The 18455-nt window shown below is 72.7% G+C and carries 16 protein-coding genes and 1 pseudogene; 11 read left to right on the top strand and 6 right to left on the bottom strand.

Going from position 1 to position 18455, the window contains the following annotated elements:
• Positions 1-72: 72 nt before the first annotated feature.
• A complete protein-coding gene (locus ACWIGU_RS43275; RefSeq protein WP_454407387.1) occupies positions 73-546 on the bottom strand; it encodes an indole-3-glycerol phosphate synthase in 474 nt (157 codons plus the stop codon).
• Positions 547-690: 144 nt separating this feature from the next.
• Positions 691-1464 (bottom strand): pyrimidine reductase family protein, encoded by a 774-nt coding sequence (locus ACWIGU_RS43270; RefSeq protein ID WP_454407385.1) that lies wholly within the window; start codon positions 1462-1464, stop codon positions 691-693.
• A 37-nt stretch (positions 1465-1501) separates the two neighbouring features.
• On the opposite strand from ACWIGU_RS43270, the gene zapE reads away from it, so the two are divergent.
• The 5 genes from zapE (at position 1502) to ACWIGU_RS43245 (ending at position 7124) form a co-directional block, all read left to right on the top strand.
• A complete protein-coding gene (gene zapE / locus ACWIGU_RS43265; protein WP_454407384.1) occupies positions 1502-2593 on the top strand; it encodes a cell division protein ZapE in 1092 nt (363 codons plus the stop codon).
• A 147-nt stretch (positions 2594-2740) separates the two neighbouring features.
• Positions 2741-4141, top strand: a complete 1401-nt coding sequence (locus ACWIGU_RS43260; protein WP_454407383.1) for a PhoX family protein — start codon at positions 2741-2743, stop codon at positions 4139-4141.
• 153 nt (positions 4142-4294) lie between these two features.
• Complete coding sequence (locus ACWIGU_RS43255; protein WP_454407427.1) at positions 4295-5167, top strand: PPK2 family polyphosphate kinase; 873 nt, start codon at positions 4295-4297, stop codon at positions 5165-5167.
• A 139-nt stretch (positions 5168-5306) separates the two neighbouring features.
• Positions 5307-6170 carry an ABC transporter substrate-binding protein gene (locus ACWIGU_RS43250; protein WP_454407382.1) on the top strand — a complete coding sequence of 288 codons (864 nt, stop codon included), beginning with the start codon at positions 5307-5309 and terminating at the stop codon, positions 6168-6170.
• A gap of 93 nt (positions 6171-6263) precedes the next feature.
• The gene (locus ACWIGU_RS43245) at positions 6264-7124 is read left to right on the top strand and encodes a polysaccharide deacetylase family protein (RefSeq protein ID WP_454407426.1); all 861 of its coding nucleotides are present in this window, start codon (positions 6264-6266) and stop codon (positions 7122-7124) included.
• Positions 7125-7158: 34 nt separating this feature from the next.
• Here ACWIGU_RS43245 and ACWIGU_RS43240 read toward each other — a convergent pair whose 3' ends face one another.
• Positions 7159-8052 carry a peptidoglycan-binding protein gene (locus tag ACWIGU_RS43240; protein WP_454407381.1) on the bottom strand — a complete coding sequence of 298 codons (894 nt, stop codon included), beginning with the start codon at positions 8050-8052 and terminating at the stop codon, positions 7159-7161.
• Positions 8052-8984 (bottom strand): annotated as a pseudogene (locus tag ACWIGU_RS43235) (DUF6519 domain-containing protein); the annotation flags it as partial. The pseudogene ACWIGU_RS43235 and the gene ACWIGU_RS43240, both read right to left, overlap by 1 nt.
• A 133-nt stretch (positions 8985-9117) precedes the next feature.
• Here ACWIGU_RS43235 and ACWIGU_RS43230 point away from each other — a divergent pair.
• The 5 genes from ACWIGU_RS43230 (at position 9118) to ACWIGU_RS43210 (ending at position 14867) form a co-directional block, all read left to right on the top strand.
• Entirely contained in the window at positions 9118-9894 is a 777-nt protein-coding gene (locus tag ACWIGU_RS43230) for a peptidyl-tRNA hydrolase (RefSeq protein ID WP_454407380.1), read from the top strand.
• 182 nt (positions 9895-10076) lie between these two features.
• Positions 10077-11393 carry a DUF692 domain-containing protein gene (locus tag ACWIGU_RS43225; RefSeq protein WP_454407425.1) on the top strand — a complete coding sequence of 439 codons (1317 nt, stop codon included), beginning with the start codon at positions 10077-10079 and terminating at the stop codon, positions 11391-11393.
• 103 nt (positions 11394-11496) lie between these two features.
• Positions 11497-12240, top strand: a complete 744-nt coding sequence (locus ACWIGU_RS43220) for a DUF4142 domain-containing protein (RefSeq protein ID WP_454407379.1) — start codon at positions 11497-11499, stop codon at positions 12238-12240.
• 112 nt (positions 12241-12352) lie between these two features.
• Positions 12353-13123: a TIGR04222 domain-containing membrane protein gene (locus tag ACWIGU_RS43215; RefSeq protein ID WP_454407378.1), complete on the top strand. Its 771-nt coding sequence runs from the start codon at positions 12353-12355 to the stop codon at positions 13121-13123.
• A 151-nt stretch (positions 13124-13274) separates the two neighbouring features.
• Entirely contained in the window at positions 13275-14867 is a 1593-nt protein-coding gene (locus ACWIGU_RS43210; protein ID WP_454407376.1) for an alpha/beta hydrolase, read from the top strand.
• 75 nt (positions 14868-14942) lie between these two features.
• On the opposite strand, the gene hemQ is transcribed toward ACWIGU_RS43210, so the two are convergent.
• On the bottom strand, positions 14943-15662 hold the full coding sequence (hemQ, locus tag ACWIGU_RS43205; protein WP_383087528.1) for a hydrogen peroxide-dependent heme synthase: 720 nt from the start codon (positions 15660-15662) through the stop codon (positions 14943-14945).
• Positions 15663-15666: 4 nt separating this feature from the next.
• Complete coding sequence (gene hemG / locus ACWIGU_RS43200) at positions 15667-17133, bottom strand: protoporphyrinogen oxidase (RefSeq protein WP_454407375.1); 1467 nt, start codon at positions 17131-17133, stop codon at positions 15667-15669.
• Positions 17134-17280: 147 nt separating this feature from the next.
• Here hemG and ACWIGU_RS43195 point away from each other — a divergent pair, with 147 nt between their 5' ends.
• Complete coding sequence (locus ACWIGU_RS43195; protein WP_454407374.1) at positions 17281-18273, top strand: DUF4349 domain-containing protein; 993 nt, start codon at positions 17281-17283, stop codon at positions 18271-18273.
• Positions 18274-18455: the final 182 nt, after the last annotated feature.

The following is an 18455-nucleotide window of genomic DNA, read 5'->3' as shown; positions in this document are numbered from 1 at the left end:
CCCACTGTGCGGGCAGGCTCAGCCTACTTTCTCCGTGCACCCCGCCCGCGCAACCCCGTACCGCCCCGGCGGCTACGCCTTGCTGTACGAGAAGAGCTTCAGGACCGGAACGCCCACCTTGTGCCGGGCGCGCGAGGCCCAGTCGCGGTGGAAGAACTCCTCCACGTAGTGCGGGTCGGTCAGGACGATGACCTCGTCGGCGCCGATCTCGTCGACGAGGGACTTCAGGGCGTCCAGGGGGTGGTCCTCGACGAGGCGGCCCTCCGCCTCGCAGCCGGCCTGGTGGAGTGCGGTGAGGGAGACCTGGAGTGCTTGTTCGCCGGGTTCCGTGGCGTCCTCACCCTCGGGTACGTCCTTTTCCTTCGCCACGTCGTCGAGCTCCCCCATGGCGACGTCGTCGATGGCCCGCAGCAGGCGGTCGGCCTGGTCGCCGCGGGGCTGGAGCAGCACATGGAAAGTGACTTCCTCGTCACCGTGCAAGGTGGTGACGAACTCCACGTCGGCGGACGTCAGGGCCTTCTCGATCATCAATACGCTCGTGAACACGACAGGCGCCCTTCTTCTCTCCTCCGTGGGCCGTCGACTCTCGACCGGTCCCTGCGGAAACCATCCTGCCCCGTGGCCGCACGGGGTCTGCGAGATTTAGTGTGCCCAGCGGAAGCTAAACGGAACGGCAGATTCCGCTGATTGTCAGCTCCGACGGTATCGGGTGAACAGGAACCCGGCCTCTTCCAGTACAGAAGCCATCTCGAAACGTTCAGGGACGGTCAGGGACGGTCCGCCGGCAATCCGCTGGGCGTCTCCGGCGGTGAGCATCGGCGACAGCGTCAGACAGAGTTCGTCGAGCACCTGTGCGGCCACGAACTGGCCGAGCAGGCGGGGTCCGCCCTCCGTGAGCAGCCGGGTCAGCCCGCGCTCCGCGAGCGCCCGGACCGCCCGCTCCGGCTCGACGGTGGTGCCCTCGCCGGCGATCAGCACCTCGGCGCCCGCCTTGCGGGCGGCGTCCAGCCGGTCGGGCGGCGCTCCGGCGCCGGTGAGCACGAACGTGGGAACGAGGGGGGAGGTGAACAGCGGAAGGGAGAAGTCGAGGTTCAGGCTCCCGGTGATCACCGCGATGGCCGGGGCAGGTGCCTGTCCGGCCGCCTCCCTGCGCGCGGCGAAGGCCTCACGCGCGCGTGCCGGGCGATAACCCTCCAGGCGGACCGTTTCCGCACCGACGACGACGGCGTCCGCGAGCCCACGCAGGGTCCCGAAGATCCGCATGTCGGCGGCGCTCGAGATGCCCTGCGAGCGGCCGTCGTGCTGGGCGGCACCGTCGAGCGTGGAGACCATGTTGGCGCGCAGCCAGACGTTCTGCCCGTCGGGGTAGGCGTAGGCGTCCGCGAGCTCGTCGAGGCTCCATTCACGGGCTTCGTGGGCCGCGTGATCTGCTGTTTCGTACGTCACAGGGAACAGGCGTCGCATGTCACGCAGTGTCGCACGGCGTCTAGAGTTGGGTCCTGTGTCGTCCTCCACCACCGCCCCGGCCCCCAGTCCGATAGCCGACGCGGCCCCGCTGTCCCTGTGCGCCCGTGAGCCGCTCGTCCCCGCGGAGCGTCTGGTCGCCGAGATGGTGCCCCCGCCGCGCTTCGACTCGGTCCGCTTCGAGACGTACATCCCGGACCCCGGTCAGCCCAGCCAGACCGAGGCGGTGCGGGTCCTGAGCGGCTTCGCGGCCGGGCTCGGCGGCGCCCACGCGAGCGGCTCCGGCAAGCGGAGGTGGTTCGCCAAGAAGCCCGCGGCCCCCACCGGGCCCCGCGGCGTCTATCTGGACGGCGGCTACGGCGTCGGCAAGACCCACCTCCTCGCCTCCCTCTGGCACGCCACCCCGGCGGCCCCCGAGCAGAAGGCGTTCGGCACGTTCGTCGAGCTGACGAACCTGGTGGGCGCGCTCGGCTTCCAGCAGACCGTACGCACGCTCGGCGAGCACCGGCTGCTGTGCATCGACGAGTTCGAGCTGGACGACCCGGGCGACACCGTCCTGGTGTCGAGCCTGCTCGGCAAGCTCGTCGACGCGGGCGTCGCGCTCGCCGCGACCTCGAACACGCTGCCGGGCAAGCTCGGTGAGGGCCGGTTCGCCTCCGCGGACTTCCTGCGCGAGATCCAGGGCCTGTCCGCCCACTTCCGCCCCCTGCGGATCGACGGCGACGACTACCGCCACCGCGGCCTGCCCGAGGCGCCCGCCCCGTTCTCCGACGAACAGGTGACGAAGGCGGCGTACGCGACCCAGGGCGCCTCGCTCGACGACTTCCCGCATCTGCTCGACCACCTCGCGCGCGTGCACCCCAGCCGCTACGGCGCCCTGACGGACGACCTCGAGGCAGTCTGCCTGACCGACGTGCAGCCGGTCCCCGACCAGTCGACGGCGCTGCGCCTCGTCGTGCTCGCCGACCGGCTCTACGACCGTGAGATCCCCGTGCTCGCCTCCGGCCTCCCCTTCGACCAGCTGTTCAGCGAGGAGATGCTGAACGGCGGCTACCGCAAGAAGTACTTCCGCGCGATCTCCCGGCTGACCGCGCTCGCGCGGGACGCGAAGGGGCTCGTGAGGGCGTAGGGAGCAGGGGTTCACGCACGCGTGCAGGGGTGGCGTGCGACGGCCGGGACATGAGCGACAGGCCGTCACACGCGTGGTTCCCGTGAACCATGCCGCGTGATACACACGACCGGGTCACGTTCCTGTCCGCCAGCAGGAGGTTGCCCCATGTCTGAAGCACGTACCGCACGTACCGCTCAGTCCCCCGCAACACGACGTCAGGTCCTCGCGCGCAGCGGCGCTTCCGTCGCCGCGATCGCCTTCGCCGGAAGCCTCTCCGAGCTCTTCGCGGGCACCGCCGCCGCGCAGAGCCTCGGCAACAAGGGCTACGGCCCGCTGGTGCCCGACCCCGCCGGGCTGCTCGACCTGCCCGCGGGGTTCCGCTACAAGGTCCTCTCTCGCGAGGGCGACCCGCTGCGCTCCGGCGAGGGCAAGGTGCCGAGCAACCACGACGGCATGACCGCCCTGAAGGGCAGACACGGCCGGGTCCACCTGGTCCGCAACCACGAGAACCGCGTCACCGCGAAGATCGCCGTGCCGGCCGTCGAGGGGCTCACCTACGACCCGACGGGCAAGGGCGGCTGTACGGCGCTCACGCTCGACCAGCACAACAACGTCCTGTCGGAGCGCGTCGCCATCGCCGGCACGGCCGTCAACTGCGCGGGCGGGCACACGCCTTGGGGTACCTGGCTGACCTGCGAGGAGACCGAGGACAAGGCCGGCACGAACGGCTACACCAAGGACCACGGCTTCATCTTCGAGGTCGACCCGGCCGACCCGCGCCGCTCGGGCGCCGTGCCGCTGACCGCGATGGGCCGCTTCCAGCACGAGGCGATCGCGATCGACCCGAAGCGGGGTGTCGTCTACGAGACCGAGGACGCCTTCCAGAAGCCGTTCGGCCTCTTCTACCGGTTCCTGCCCAAGAAGCCCGAGGGCGGCCTCGGTTCCCTGCGGGCGGGCGGAACGCTCCAGGCGATGCGGGTGCCCGGGGTGCCCGACCTGTCCGCGATCCAGGAGACGGGCGCGGCCTTCGACGGCGTCGAGTGGGTCGACGTACCCGACCCGCTCGCCGCGCAGACCCCCGTCCGCCTCCAGGACTTCGGCCCGAAGGGCATCACGCACGCGCAGAAGCTGGAGGGCTGCTACTGGGGCGGCTCGTCGGTCTACTTCGTCTCCTCCTTCGCCCACAGCGCGGAGGGCTCGGCGGCCGACCACTTCGGTCAGATCTGGCGCTACGACCCCGCGCGGCGCCGCCTCACCCTGGTGATCGTCTTCGGCCCGAGCACCGACGTCCAGCTGCCGGGCGAGGAGCCGGACAACATCTGCCTCGCCCCCAGCGGCGGCCTGATGGTGTGCGAGGACGGCGAGGGCGCGCAGCACGTCTTCGGGGTGACCCGTCAGGGCGACGTGTACGCGATGGCGCGCGGGCGCCAGAACATCGGCACGGCGCAGGAGCCCGCGTGGGGCGAGTTCGCCGGCGTCACGTTCTCCCCGGACGGCGACACGATGTACGTCAACTGCTACACGCCCGGGACGACCTTCGCCGTGACGGGGCCCTGGCAGCGGTAGCGCAGGCGCCCGGTACGCCGCACGATCGAGGGACCTGACGGGAAGGGGTGCGCGGTGGCCAAGGCCGACAAGGACACGAAGCACAAGGGCGAGGACGCGGCGGCCAAGGGCGCCGGGAAGTCCCGGGACAAGGCCGGACACGGGTCCGGGAAGGTGGCCGGGAAGGCCTCCGGCGCGAAGGCGCCCGTCCCGCTTCGTGAGCTGCTGCGCATCCCCGCGGGCAAGCCCGTGGATCTCGCCTCCTACGACGCGCGGGCGACGCCCGCGGGCCCTTCCGGCAAGGCCGCCGGCGTGGAGGCGACCGCCCGTATGGGTGAACGCCTAGCCGACCTCCAGGAGCGCCTGTGGGCCTCCGCCACGGCGGGCGACCGGCGCCGGATCCTGCTGATCCTCCAGGGCATGGACACCAGCGGCAAGGGCGGCACGGTCAAGCACGTCATCGGCCTCTTCAACCCTTCCGGGTGCCGCATCAAGGCGTTCAAGGCCCCGACCGCCCAGGAGCGCGGCCACCCGTTCCTGTGGCGCATCATGCGGGCGCTCCCCGAGCCCGGCGAGATCGGCATCTTCGACCGCTCGCAGTACGAGGACGTCCTCGCGGCCCGCGTCCGCGGCCTCGTCCCGCGCCGCCAAGTGGGCGGCCGCTACGGCCAGATCAACCGCTTCGAGCAGTCGTTGGCCGAGGACGGCGTGACGGTCGTCAAGTGCTTCCTCCACATCTCGTACGAGGAGCAGCGCGAGCGGCTGCTCGAACGGCTCGGCAACCCGGACAAGCACTGGAAGTTCAGCATGGGCGACATCGAGGACCGCGCCCTGTGGCCCGCGTACCAGGAGGCGTACGAGATCGCGCTGGAGCGCTGTTCGACGGATGCCGCACCCTGGTACGTGGTGCCGGCGGACCGCAAGTGGTACCGCAACTGGGCCGTCAGCAAGCTGCTCCTGGAGCATCTGGAGGCGCTGGACCCGGCGTACCCGAAGGCGGACTTCGACGTGGCCGGGGCGCGGGAGCTGTTGCTCGCGCAGGGGTGAGGCGGGCGCACCAGCGCCGCCGGCAACTGCGGCCGGTTCACCGAGCGTGCCGACCCTGCCCCTTGGGCAGGGTCTTATGGGTCCTGCCGGGCCCGTAAGACCCTTCAGGACGCCCCCTAGGGACAAGGACGCGGGACACATGGAGCGACACGCAGCCTGGGAGTTCACCGACGACCGCGGGCATGTGGCGGCCGCGGGGGACGTGCCGTTACGGGTGGTGGCCTACATACAGGCCGGCGCCACCCTGTGGGACCACGGGATACGGCCGGTGGGGATCTTCGGCTCGTTCCACGACGGGGATCTCGCCGACCCGGCCAAGGCGGGGACGCTGCCGCTCGACGAGGTCCTGTACCTGGGGGCGGGCCACAGCGTGGGGCTGGAGGCGGTGCTCGCGGCCGAGCCCGACCTCGTCGTCGCCGTCACCTATGGCGGCGGTCAGGTGTACGGCGTCGATCCGGACGTGGCGAAGCACCTGGAGGAGCACGTCCCGGTCGTCGTGGTGGACGTCGGTCAGGGCCGTTCGCTCACCGCGGTCAGGGAGCGCTTCGCCGAGCTGACGCGCTCGCTCGGGGCGCGGGACCGGGGCGGGGCCGAACTGGAGCGCTGCATGCGGGAGTTGGAACAGGTCGCGCGGGACAGTCCGGGGCGGGTGCTGGCCCTGTCGCCGGGCGGCCCGGACAGCGTCCATCTGGCACGCCCCGCCAAGTGGCCCGACCTGAGCGCGCTGACGGCTCTCGGCGTACGGACCGTCGAACCGCCGCAGGGGCCGGGCGCCAACTGGAACACGGCCGGGTGGGCACAGGCCGCCGCGCTCACGCCCGACATCGTGCTCGTGGACTCCCGTGCGAACGCGGCCCCGTCCGAGCAGTACGCGGCGAACCCGTACTGGCAGCAGGTCGCGGCCGGGGCACGCCTGCTCCCCTGGAACCCCGAACTCCCGGCGAGCGAGTCCGCGCACGCGCGCTTCTTCGACGAGGTGAGCCGGGCGCTGCGGGACATCTGAGCCCCCGCCCCTCGCCCACCTGGCCCGACGCCGCACCGCTCACGCGGCATGGTGCGCAATTAATCGCATTAGTACGTTTAATGTCGCCGCGTGATGACCTATGTACGGAGATTTGCGCTGGTCTGCGCCCTGGGCGCGCTGGGGGCCGGAACTGCCGCCTGCGGTGGGAGCGGCGGCTCCGCCGGGCATCCGGGGCGAGGAGTGGTGAGCGCGAGCGCCTCCGCGTCCGCCGCACCCTCGCGCCCGCCCACGCTCGCGCCGGGCCCCGCCGGTCTCACCCGCGTGTTCAAGAGCGCGCCCCACCCGCGGGACCGCACCGTGGCCCTCACCTTCGACGCCGACATGACCGCCGACGAGGGCGCCCGCGCCGCGGCCGGTGAGCGCTTCGACAACCCGGCCCTGATCGCGACACTGCGCCGGCTGAAGGTGCCCGCGACCGTGTTCATGACCGGGCGGTGGGCCGAGGAGTACCCGGCCGAGGCGAAGTCGATCGGGAGCGATCCGCTCTTCGAGGTGGCCAACCACTCGTACAGCCACTACGCCTTCACCGGTCAGTGCTACGGCCTGCCCACCATGCCGCCCGCGCAGATGCGGACGGACGTGGAGCGCGCCTTCACCGCGTTCCGCAAGGCCGGTGTGCAGCGCACGGTGCCGTACTTCCGCTTCCCGGGCGGGTGTTACGACCAGGAGGTACTGCGGAAGCTGACCCCGGCGGGCGTCACGGCCGTGCAGTGGGACGTGGTGAGCGGGGACGCGTTCGCCACGGACTCGGACGCGGTGGCACAGCAGGTGCTCGACGGGGTGCGGCCCGGTTCGGTCGTCGTCATGCACTGCACCCGTAGCGCGGCGCCCGCCACGGAAGCCGCGGTGCGCGCCGTCGTACCGAAGCTGCGGGAACGCGGGTACCGGTTCGTGCGGGTGTCGGAGCTGATCGGGTCGACGGCCAGACCCTGAAACCGCCTGACCGGGCAGCTTCCCGGTCAGGCTCTCAGGACTCCGGGACCTTCAGCTTGTCCCAGCTGGTCCTGCCCGGAATGCCGTCCGCGTCCTTGCCCTTGAAGCCGAGCTTCTGCTGCCAGGCCTTGTAGGACTTGCGGTCGGCATCGGTCCACTCGGGGCCTGGCCCTTCCTCGTAGTGGTCGCAGCCCTCGGCGACCAGGCGGCGGCCCATGGCCGTGATGACCGCGGACTTCTGGCCGTTGTGGAAGAAGCCGCTGCCCGGAAACGGAGCGTGCGACGGCTTGGACGGCGCGGGCTTCGGGTCGGGCTCGGAGCCGGAGCCCTGGGACTTCCCGGCGAGCCGGTCGGCGATCCGCTTGCGCATGCTGTCCATCGTGAAGCCGCGCGGGTCCTGCTTGCCCGGCTGCCACTCCTTGCGGCCGATGACCGACCGCTCGCTCCAGCCGTAGTGGCGGCAGATGGCGGCGGACACCTTCTCGATGGCCTCCTTCTGCGCCTCGGGCCAGGGGTCCTTGCCGTCGCCGAGGTTGATGCACTCGAAGCCGTAGAAGTGCCGGTTGCCGTCGGTGTCGGCCTCGTTGTCGTGCGGCAGCTTCGACTCGTTGACGACGGCGCGCAGGACGTCGCTGTCGCCCAGCCCCGCATGGTTGGCACGGCCGTTGCCGACGAGGTGGATCTCGCCCTTCTTGTCGATGACGCCGTGACACAGCGGCCCCGGCAGGCCCGCGTAGCCGTTGTAGCAGATGTTCACGGAGGCGTCCGTGCCCGAGGTGACGGTGTGGTGGATCATCACGCCGTTCACCGGGCCCCAGGGGCCCTTCGTATTGCGGTTGTGCGTACGCCAGTTGCGCACCTCGTGGACCGTCAGACCCTCTTTCCGCAGGATCTCCACCAGCTTGGACGCGCTCAGAGGTGTGGCCATCACTCGTCTCCTTCCACGGCGGACTCCGCTTCTGCGGTGGTCTGCGACCTGCTGTGCGAGGGGCCTTCGGCCGCGAGCTCCTCACGGTGTGCCTGTTCCTCCGCCGCAAGGGTCGCCTCGTCCGCGGCCGGGATGCTGATCGCGAGCGGGCCGAAGGCGAGGCGCAGGTCGACGGCGCTCTCCTCGCCCTTGACCAGGGCCAGCGGGGCGAAGTGGCGGGCGATGCCGGCGGCCCCCTGGAGCAGCGGGCGGCGCGCCGGGTCCGTCGGCCATTCGACGCCGCCGGTGGCGGTGCGGGCGGGGACGAGCCAGTGGTCGCCGGTCCGGTAGGCGCCGTCCTTGGCGAAGTACACCTCGACGCCGTCCTCCAGAGGCAGCCACTCCCCCTCCGTGACGGGGACGGCGCCGCCCTTAAGCGCCGCGGTACGGCCCCTGCGCTTCGGGCCCTCGCGGTGGTCCCAGCGGCGCAGGAACGGGTGCAGGTGGGGCAGCCGGCCGACGCCCGGCCCGGGCTCGGCGGACAGGCGGACTCGGCGGCCCGGCAGGTCGAGTTCCTCCACTCGCAGCAGGGGCAGGGCTTCCAGACGGGAGGCGTAGGCGGTGTCCGTGAACTCGACGGAGTCGCCGACGTCCAGGTCGAGCTTGTCGTCGTGACCGAGGGACGCCAACTGCACCCAGGTGCCGTCCAGTTCGTCGACCGGGAAGACGACCGAGCCGTTCTCGCGGGACCACTTGAAGGTGGCGTCCTTCGCCTCGCCGCCGGCATGGACCTCGACCCGGTACAGCTGGTTCTCCGGACCTCGGTAGCGGGCATCGGGCCTGACCAGGCACGGGTCCTCGTCGGCGTGGTCGGGCCGCTCGCTGCGGGCGGCCAGCCGGGCGGTGGCCGCCGCCCGGCTCTGCGCCCATTTGTCGAAGGCCGCGCGGACGACCCCCTGCGGTCCTACGGAGACGCACGAAGAGCGCTGTGGCCGATTCCACCGGGGTGAGGCGGCCTGCTCGGGGTGACCGCAGCTGCCGCGAAGGGCCGCGAGGAACCGATCTTCCGCCTGGCAGACTGGTCCGGTGAGCAGTGACGACCAGACCCTCCCGAACGACGACGCCGGCACCTCTGCCGAGGTGCCGCAGGACAGCCCTTTCCGGTCCGAGCGGACCTCGCGTGACGAGGCGCCGCAGTTCGTGCTGCCCCTCGTGGCGCGGATCGAGAGGGGCGCTCCCCCGGCCCGCACCGACGCGCTGGAGACGGCGGCCCGCGCGGTCCTCGTGATCCTCTCCGACCCCCGGGCGACCGGCGACGGCGAGTGGGCGCAGGTCATGCGCGACTGGCAGGACGCCCGGATCCGCAAGGTGGTGCGGCGGGCTCGCGGCGCGGAATGGCGCAGGGCGGAGGCGCTCGAAGGGATCACGGTGACGGGGAGGGCCGCCGAGGTCCGGGTGTTCCCGCCGGTCCCGCTCGACGGCTGGCCCAAGGATCTGGCCCGGCTGCAGGTCTCGGGCACGGAACTCGACGACCCGGAGCCGCCGGCCGCGCCGGACCCCCGGGCGCCCGTCCTGTGGCTGAACCCCGAGCTCGACATGACCGCGGGCAAGACCATGGCCCAGGCCGGGCACGGCGCCCAGCTGGCCTGGTGGGAGCTGTCGGACACCGAGCGCAAGGAGTGGCGCGAGGCGGGCTTCCCGCTGTCGGTCCGGGTCGCCGACCGCGACCGGTGGGGGCCGCTGACGCGGGCCGGGCTGCCGGTGGTGAACGACGCCGGCTTCACCGAGATCGCCCCCGGGATGACGGTGGTCACCGAAGGGGGCAGTCGCTTCTGTCCGCTCCCGGGCGCGCGGCAGGCGTAGCGGCCCACGGGCCCTGGAGCCGCTTCGGGCACCCCCGTGCCGGCTTCTCCACGGGGCGTCGCACGGAACCTCAAATGAACCTCTGAACGTCCCCTCCCCGGGGTTCGGCGGCGTCCGCCGGGGTCATGACACCGGCATCGCACGGCATACGGCCGGGGTGGAGGAGGGGAACCATGCAGCGGATCGAGCGTCTGGGTACGGGCATCGGCTGGCGTCCGGAGATCGCGGAGGCCGTGGAGGCGATGCCCGGCATCGACTGGGTCGAGGCCGTCGCGGAGAACGTGTGCCCCGGGCACGTCCCCGACTCCCTGCTGCGGCTGCGCGAGCGCGGCGTCACCGTCGTGCCGCACGGCGTCTCGCTCGGCCTCGGCGGCGCGGAACGCCCCGACGAGGGCAGGCTCGCCGGCCTCGCGGCCCGCGCCGAGGCCCTCGGTTCCCCGCTCGTCACCGAGCACATCGCGTTCGTACGGGCGGGCGGCACGCTCACCGCGTCGCAGCCGCTGGAGGCCGGCCATCTGCTGCCGGTCCCGCGCACGAGGGACGCCCTCGACGTGCTCTGCGCGAACGTCCGCATCGCCCAGGACGCCCTGCCCGTACCCCTCGCCGTGGAGAACATCGCGGCCCTGTTCTCCTGGCCCGGAGAGGAGATGACGGAGGGGCAGTTCCTGTACGAACTGGTGGAGCGCACCGGCGTCCACCTCCTGATCGACGTGGCGAACCTGCACACGAACCACGTCAACCGCGGCGAGGACCCCGCGAAGGCGCTCAGCGAGCTGCCGGTCGAGGCCATCGCGTACGTGCATGTGGCGGGCGGCTTCGAGCGCGACGGCGTGTGGCACGACAGCCACGCGCACCCCGTGCCGCGCCCCGTCCTCGACATCCTCGCCGACCTGGCGTCCCGGGTCTCGCCGCCCGGCGTCCTCCTGGAGCGCGACGAGAACTTCCCGGCTCCGCAGGAGCTGGAGCGTGAACTCGACGAGATCAGGGGGACGCTGGCCACCGCGCCCGCCGACGGGCGCACCGTGCGCTTCCTTTCGGGCAAGGCCGCTGAGGGCACCGACCCCGCCCGTCAGCGGCTCGCGCTCGCGCAGGCCGCGCTCCTGTCCGCCCTCGTCGCGGGGACGCCCGCGCCGGAGGGGTTCGACCGGGTGCGGCTCAAGGTCCAGAGCCGGGCACTGTGCGCCAAGCGGGCGGACGTCGTGGCGAAGGTGGCCCCCGAACTGCCGGAGATCCTCGGCACGGCCGCGTACCGCCCGGCGTTCCTGTCGTACGCGCAGTGCCGGCCCATGACGGGCGGCTACCGCCGCGACGCCCTCGACTTCGCCGGGCACCTGCTCGACTCCGGCGGGCCCGGGGACGCGGGGGTGCGGCGGGAGCTTGAGCGGTGGTGGCGGGAGCGGTCGGGGCCCACCCCGCCGGCCGCGCACCCGGGGGGACGCCTGGTGCGCGCGGCGCGGTCCGCCCTGCACCGGGGGCGTCCGGCTCTCCGGTCCGCCTGAGCGCCGCCACCCCGCGCCCGTACCGCAGCTGGCGTATTCGCGGGGTTACCCGAGCCCACGTCCGCGAGGCGGACTAGCGTGCGGTGCCGCACCAGGAGGCACCATGCGCATCCGATTCGTCAACGGCACCGGACTCATCGTCGCCGGGCTCGTCACCACACTCGCCGCTCTCGTGTTCCCGGTCTGGTCGTACGCCGACCGCTCCGGCACGGGCGTGGACCTGCTCGACGAGGGGACCGTGTCGACCAGATTCGGCCCGCTGTCGGCGCTGGACCGCGAGTTCGTCACGAAGGTGCGGCTCGCGGGGCTGTGGGAGCTGCCCGCGGGCCAGCAGGCCGAGGCGAGAGGGACGAGCACGGCGGTGCGGACGGCGGGTGAGCACCTCGTCGAGGGGCACACGTTCCTGGACGCGCGCGTGCGCGAGGTCGCCGCGCGGCTCGGCCTCGAACTCCCCAACCAGCCCAACGGCCAGCAGCGGCACTGGCTCTCCGAGCTGAGCGCGGCGCACGGCGACGACTACGAGCGGAAGTTCGCCAACATCCTGCGCCGGGCCCACGGGAAGGTCTTCTCGCTGGTCGCCCAGGTCCGCGCGACGACACGCAACTCGCTCGTACGGGACCTGGCGGACGACGCCAACAAGACCGTCCTCGACCACATCAAGATCCTGGAGTCCACGGGTCTGGTCGACTTCGACGCGCTCGCGCGGGACGCCGCAGGTACGAGTACGCCACCGGAGACCCGCTCCCCCGCCCCGCCGGGTCCGGTGACGTCCCCCGAGCCGCCGACGCCCCTCTCCCCCTCCCCGTCCTTCCCGCTGCCCCCGGCGGCCTCCCGGCCCAAGCCCTGACACGACACGACCCGACCAGGCACAACAAACGGAACGTCACATACCGACAACGCTCTGTCCATATGGTGAACAAGCCGTGGCGCCACCCGAACGCGTGGCATAGAAAAATGCCATGTTCTGGCTCCTGTTCCTGCTCATGGCCTGCGCCGCCGCCTTCCTGTCCTGCGCGCGCCTCTGCCTCGCCGCGGCGCACGCCGCGCACAGCGAGCCGGCCGGCGGCGGCACGCACGAACTGACGCTGTACGAGGCCGCGTTCCTGTCCGGCGGCCCCTTCCGGGTCGCCGATCTGACCCTCGTCTCGATGGCGCGCAGCCGGCGGCTGCTGCTCGCGCACACCGGCTGGGCCACCGTGGTCGACCCGGTCGGCGGCGACGACATCGAGCGCTCGGTGATCGGCGCCATCGGGCCGGACGGGCAGTCGCGGATAGGGGCGGTGCGCCGGGCGACGGCGGCCGCGGACGCGGTACGGGCGCTGGCCGACCGGCTCGTCGCGGCGGGCCTCGCCGTTCCCGACGGCGCGCGCGGCGGGGTCGCGGCCGCGGTCCGCCAGGTGCGGGCCGCCGCACTCGCCGTCGTGGCCCTGGCCGCCGTATCGCTGACGATGCCGGGCGGGGAGCCGGGCGACGGTGTGCTGATCGCCGCGTGGTTCGCGCTGCCCCTGATCCTCACGCTGTCCTGTCTGGCGATCGCCCGCTTCGAGGTCCACCCCTACACGCGCTGGGCCTCACCCACGGGGCAGCAGCTGATCGGCGCCCTGCCGAGGGGCGTACGCGAAGGGGTCGGGGAGTCCGCCCTGCTGACCGCCGTCGCCGTGCACGGCGTCCGCGCGGTGTCCGACCCCGCGCTGCGCTCGGCCTTCGGGACGGCGCAACGGGGTCATTGAGCCCGACACCGGCAGGCCGGTGCTTTACTTCGTCAACTGCCGCACGAAGTATCCCCTTTGTTCGCGTCTGCTCCCGGCAGGCGGGTGACAGCCCCGAAAGGCCGTGCGCAACGGCCGGACGAGGGCCGGACGAAAGGGATCCAGAAGAGCGATGAGAGCAGCCCCCTCCGTCTACGCGGCCGCCGGATCCCTGGTCCTGACCGCCCTCGTCGCCGCCCCGGGCCGCGCCGACACCCAGGGCCCCGCCGGCACCGCCGAACTGCGCGGCACGGCCGTCGCCGCCGCCCGCGCCGCGGCCACCGGCATCACCTTCGGCACCTGCGCCGCCGCCGAGAGCCTCCCGGACCACGTCAAGTGCGGCACGGTCTCCGTCCCCCTCGATTACGCCCACCCCGACGGCAAGCAGATCAGGCTCACCGTCAGCCGCGTGAAGGCCACCGGCACGACGGCGCGGGAGGGCGGCAGGCCGGTCCGCCGGCAGGGCTCCTTCGTCTTCAACCCGGGCGGCCCCGGCGCGTCCGGCATGTACTTCCCGCTCGTCGGGCGAACGCCGGAGTGGAAGCGCATCGCCTCCGCGTACGACCTCGTCGGCTACGCGCCGCGCGGCGTCGGCCGCTCGGCCCCGCTTTCCTGCGCGGACCCGAAACGGTTCGCGCAGGCCCCCACGCAGGCGCCGACGCACCCCTCCGCCTCGTACAAGCTGGAGCGGATCGCGCAGGCCAAGGCGTACGCGCAGGGGTGCGCGAAGAACGCCGGGAGCGCGCTGCGGCACTACACGACGCTCAACAACGCCCGCGACCTGGACGTGCTGCGCGCCGGGCTCGGCGAGCGGAAGCTGAACTTCATGGGGTCGTCGTACGGCACGTACCTCGGGGCCGTGTACGCGACGCTCTTTCCCACGCATGTGCGCCGCATGGTCTTCGACTCGGCCGTGAACCCCGACCCGAAGAAGATCTGGTACACCAACAACCTCGTGCAGTCGGTGGCCTTCGAGCGGCGCTGGGCGGACTTCCGGCGGTGGGTGGCCAAGCACAACAAGACGTACCACCTGGGCACGACCGCCGCCGGGGTGCAGCAGAGCTACGAGAAGGTCAGGGCGCGGCTCGCGAGCGAGCCGGTGGGCGGCACCGTCGGCCCCGGCCAGCTCCAGGCCGCATACCTCCAGGCCGGGTACCACGACGACTACTGGGCGATGCGGGCGTCCGCGCTGTCCGAGTATCTGAAGGGCAATCCGAAGCCGCTCGCCGAGCAGGCCGCGCCCCAGACCGCGGCGGCCGCCGAGAACGAGAACAGCGCCGCCGTCTACACGGCCGTCGAGTGCAACGACTCGGCGTGGCCCACCGACTTCCGCGTCTGGGACCGCGACAACACCGAGCTCGCGCGCCACGCTCCGTTCGAGACGTGGGACAACGCCTGGATGAACCTGCCCTGCGCGTACTGGCCCGCCCCGCGCCAGCGCCCCGTCGACGTACGGACCGCGCCCGGCGCACTGCCCGCGACCCTGATCCTGGCCGCCGAGCGGGACGCGGCCACCCCGTACGAGGGCGCCCGTGAGCTGTGGCGCAGGCTTCCGGGGTCGGTCCTGGTCACGGAGCGCGGCGCGGGCACCCACGGCATCGCCGCCGGCCCGAACACGTGCGTGAACAGCCACCTCGACGCGTATCTGATGGAGGGGCGGATCCCGGTGACCCGCGCCGCGTCCTGCGCCCCGCGCCCCGAACCGGCGCCGCTCGCCGTGGACTGACGGCGGGCACGGAACGCGAAGGGGCCGACCGGTCGTCGAACCGGTCGGCCCCTTCGCGTACGGACCGGGTGCGAACTACGCGAGACCCTCGACCAGTTCGGCGACGCTCTTGCGGCGGCCCGTGTAGAACGGGACCTCCTCGCGGACGTGCATACGGGCCTCGGAGGCGCGCAGGTGACGCATCAGGTCGACGATGCGGTGCAGCTCGTCGGCCTCGAAGGCCAGAAGCCACTCGTAGTCGCCGAGCGAGAACGAGGCGACCGTGTTGGCGCGGACGTCCGGGTAGCCGCGGGCCATCTTGCCGTGATCCGCGAGCATGCGGCGGCGGTCCTCGTCGGGCAGCAGGTACCAGTCGTAGGAGCGCACGAACGGGTAGACGCTCACGTAGTTGCGGGGCGTCTCGTCGGCGAGGAAGGCCGGGATGTGCGAGCGGTTGAACTCGGCGGGGCGGTGCAGCGCCATGTTCGACCAGACCGGCTCGAGGGCGCGCCCCAGCTTCGTACGGCGGAAGAGGTTGTACGCCTCCTGGAGCTGATCCGCGGTCTCCGCGTGCCACCAGACCATGACGTCGGCGTCCGCGCGCAGGCCCGAAACGTCGTACGTGCCGCGGACCGTCACGTCCTTCGCGGCGAGCTGGTCGAAGAGCTCCTGGACCTCGTCGGCGTAGCCGGCCCGGTCCTCGGGGAGGACGTCTCGGAGCTTGAAGACGGACCACAGGGTGTAGCGGATGACCTCATTGAGGTCCTTGGCCTTCTTGCCTGCGTTCGGGATCTTGGCGGGGGCGTCGTCACTCATGGGACTATTCTCCCGCGCCGCCGTGCAGACTCTGCACCGGGTGCGCGGTGAGCTCCTCCACGCCGGTCAGGTCGCCGTCCAGCTGGTCCACGGCGGCGTAGGCGCTCGCGATGCAGGCCGGGATGCCGACGCCGTCGTACGCCGCCCCGCACACGGCAAGTCCGGGGATCTTGGCGACATGGCCGCGGATGCGCGCCACGCGCGCGTGGTGGCCGACGGGGTACTGGGGCAGGCCCTCGTGCCAGCGCGTGACGCGCGTGGCGACGGGAGTGGCGCTCAGGCCGGTGGCCTCCCGCAGGTCGTGGCGCGACACCTCGACGAGCCCGTCGTCGTCACGCGCGAGGTCCTTCTCGTCCTGGTGACGGCCCACGGAAGTCCGTACGACGACCAGGCCGGGGTCCTCGGCCGCGATCCAGCCCCACTTGTTCGAGGCGAAGGTGGACGCCTTGATCGTGTGGCCGTCGACCGGCGGCACGAGAAAACCGGAGCCCTCGGGCAGGTGCGCCTCGTCGCGCCGGAACGCGAGGGTGATCAGGGCCATCGACGCGTACTCGACGGTGCGCAGCTCCGCCGCGGCGGCCGGCGACTCGGTGTCGAGGAGCGAGGCAGCTTTCTGCGCGGGGACGGCGAGGACGACGGCGTCGGCCTCGATGACGCGGTCGTCGACCCGGACCTCCCAGCCGTCGGGGGTGCGGCGCAGCCCGTGGGCGGGGCTGTCGAGGAGGATCTCGCCGCCCCGCGCGCGCACCGACTCGGCGACGGCGAGCGGGAGCTGTCCGATGCCGCCCTCGATGCCCATGAAGACGGGCCCGGTCTGCTGGTTCCGCGCCGCACGCTCCTGGATCGCGCGGACGGCCTCGGTCAGGGAGCGGTGGCCGCGGGCCTCCTCGAAGAGCTGGGGGACGGCGCTGCGCATCGAGATGCGGTACGCGTCGCCCGCGTAGACGCCGCCGAGCAGCGGCTCCACGAGCCGGTCGACGACCTCGCGGCCGAGGCGCTCGGCGACGTACGCGCCGACGGCGACGTCGTCGCCGAACTCGGTGGCGGGCAGGTCGCGGTCCTGCTCGATGCGGGCAAGGCCGTCGTCGGACAGGACCCCGCAGAGCGCGGCGGCGGTGCCGGGGACGCCCATCACATGGCCCTTGGGCATCGGGCGCAGCGCGCCCCTGGTCCAGAGCGAGGCCGTGGCCGTACCCGGCGGCTGAAGCCGGTCCGCGAGCCCCACCTCGCGGGCGAGGTCCACGGCTTCGGCGCGCCGGGCGAGCATCGACTCGGCGCCGAGGTCGACCCGTACGCCCGCGATCTCACCGGCGCGCAGCTTGCCGCCGAGCCGGCCCGACGCCTCCAGGACGGTGACCTGCGTGCCCGCAGCGAGCAGCCGGTGGGCCGCGGCGAGCCCCGCGATGCCACCGCCGATGACGACCGCCCTCGGGGCCTGTCCCGTTCCCGTACCTGTGTCCGCTTCCCGCATGCCCCCACTGTCTCAGACCGGCGAGTCCCGACCGTGACCGCATCGGGACCACCCGGCAACCACCGAAAGGGGGCGCCGGACCGTCAAAGGAAGCGGCCAGGGCCTGTCCTTGGCCGGCCGTCCCACTCAACCTCCGGGGGTACGTCGATGCGGATATCAGGCACCACAGGAAAGCGGCCGGGGCGCCGCGGCACGCGGGGGGTCGGCGCCGTCCTGCTCGTGGCGGCGCTGGCGCTGACGGGGTGCAGCGCGGGCGCCTCGGACACCGGGGCCTCCTCGAAGGCCGCGGGCGGCGAGGCCGCCGCCGCGGACCGCGGCTCCGCGAAGGAGGCGGGCGCAGGACAGTCGGACGCGAAGTCGTCGCGGCGCGAGCAGCCCGAAGTGGCGGGCGTCCACATCATCCGCACGGCGACGCTCACCGTGCAGGTCAAGGACGTCCCGCAGGCGCTCGACGAGGCGCGCACGGCGGCCGAGGACGCGGGCGGCATCGTCGGCAACGAGTCGACCGACCGCGACGGCAGGGGACATGAGCGTTCCCGTGTCGTCCTGCGCGTGCCGCAGGCGCGCTACGAGCAGGTCCTCGCGGACCTCGCGGGCTCGGGCCGGCTCATCGAGCGGAACGTGAAGGCGCAGGACGTCACCGACCAGGTCGTCGACGTGGAGAGCCGCGTCAAGTCGCAGCGGGCGAGCGTGGCACGGGTGCGCGAGCTGATGGACAAGGCGACGAAGCTGAGCGATGTGGTCGCCCTGGAAGGGGAGTTGAGCACCCGCGAGTCCGATCTGGAGGCCCTGCTGGCGCAGCAGGCGTCCCTCAAGGACCGCACGAGCCTCGCGACGATCACGCTGTCACTGACCGAGACCCCGGTGAAACCGGCGGGGCACAAGGACGACGACCCGGGGTTCACCGACGCGGTCGCGGGGGGCTGGGGAGCGTTCGTGACGATGCTGCGCTGGGTCGCGGTGGCCGTCGGCGCCGTACTGCCGTTCGCCGTGGTGGGCGGCCTGCTGGTCTTCCTGTGGCTGCGCCTGGTGCGTCCGCGGCTGCCGCGCGGGTCCGCCTCTGCCGGGCGGCAGCCTGCAACGGCGCCCGGCCCGCTGCCCGCGCATCCGCCGGCCGGGGAGCGGGGCGAGGAGGAGTGACGGGGGCGCGGACGTAGTTTGGTGGGCATGAGCCCTACACGTGAGCGACTGGTGGTCATCGGCGGCGACGCGGCGGGCACGTGCCCCCCCCCCCCCGCCCCCCCGCGGCGCGGGCCCCCCCCGCCGGGGGTACTGGGCGGAGGGCCGGGGGGCCAGAAACACAGAAACGGCGGGGGCCAGCC

Source organism: Streptomyces sp. NPDC055400, from assembly GCF_053644375.1.
Note: the sequence above shows the minus strand (reverse complement) of the source record. Positions and strands in the feature narration are given on the sequence as shown.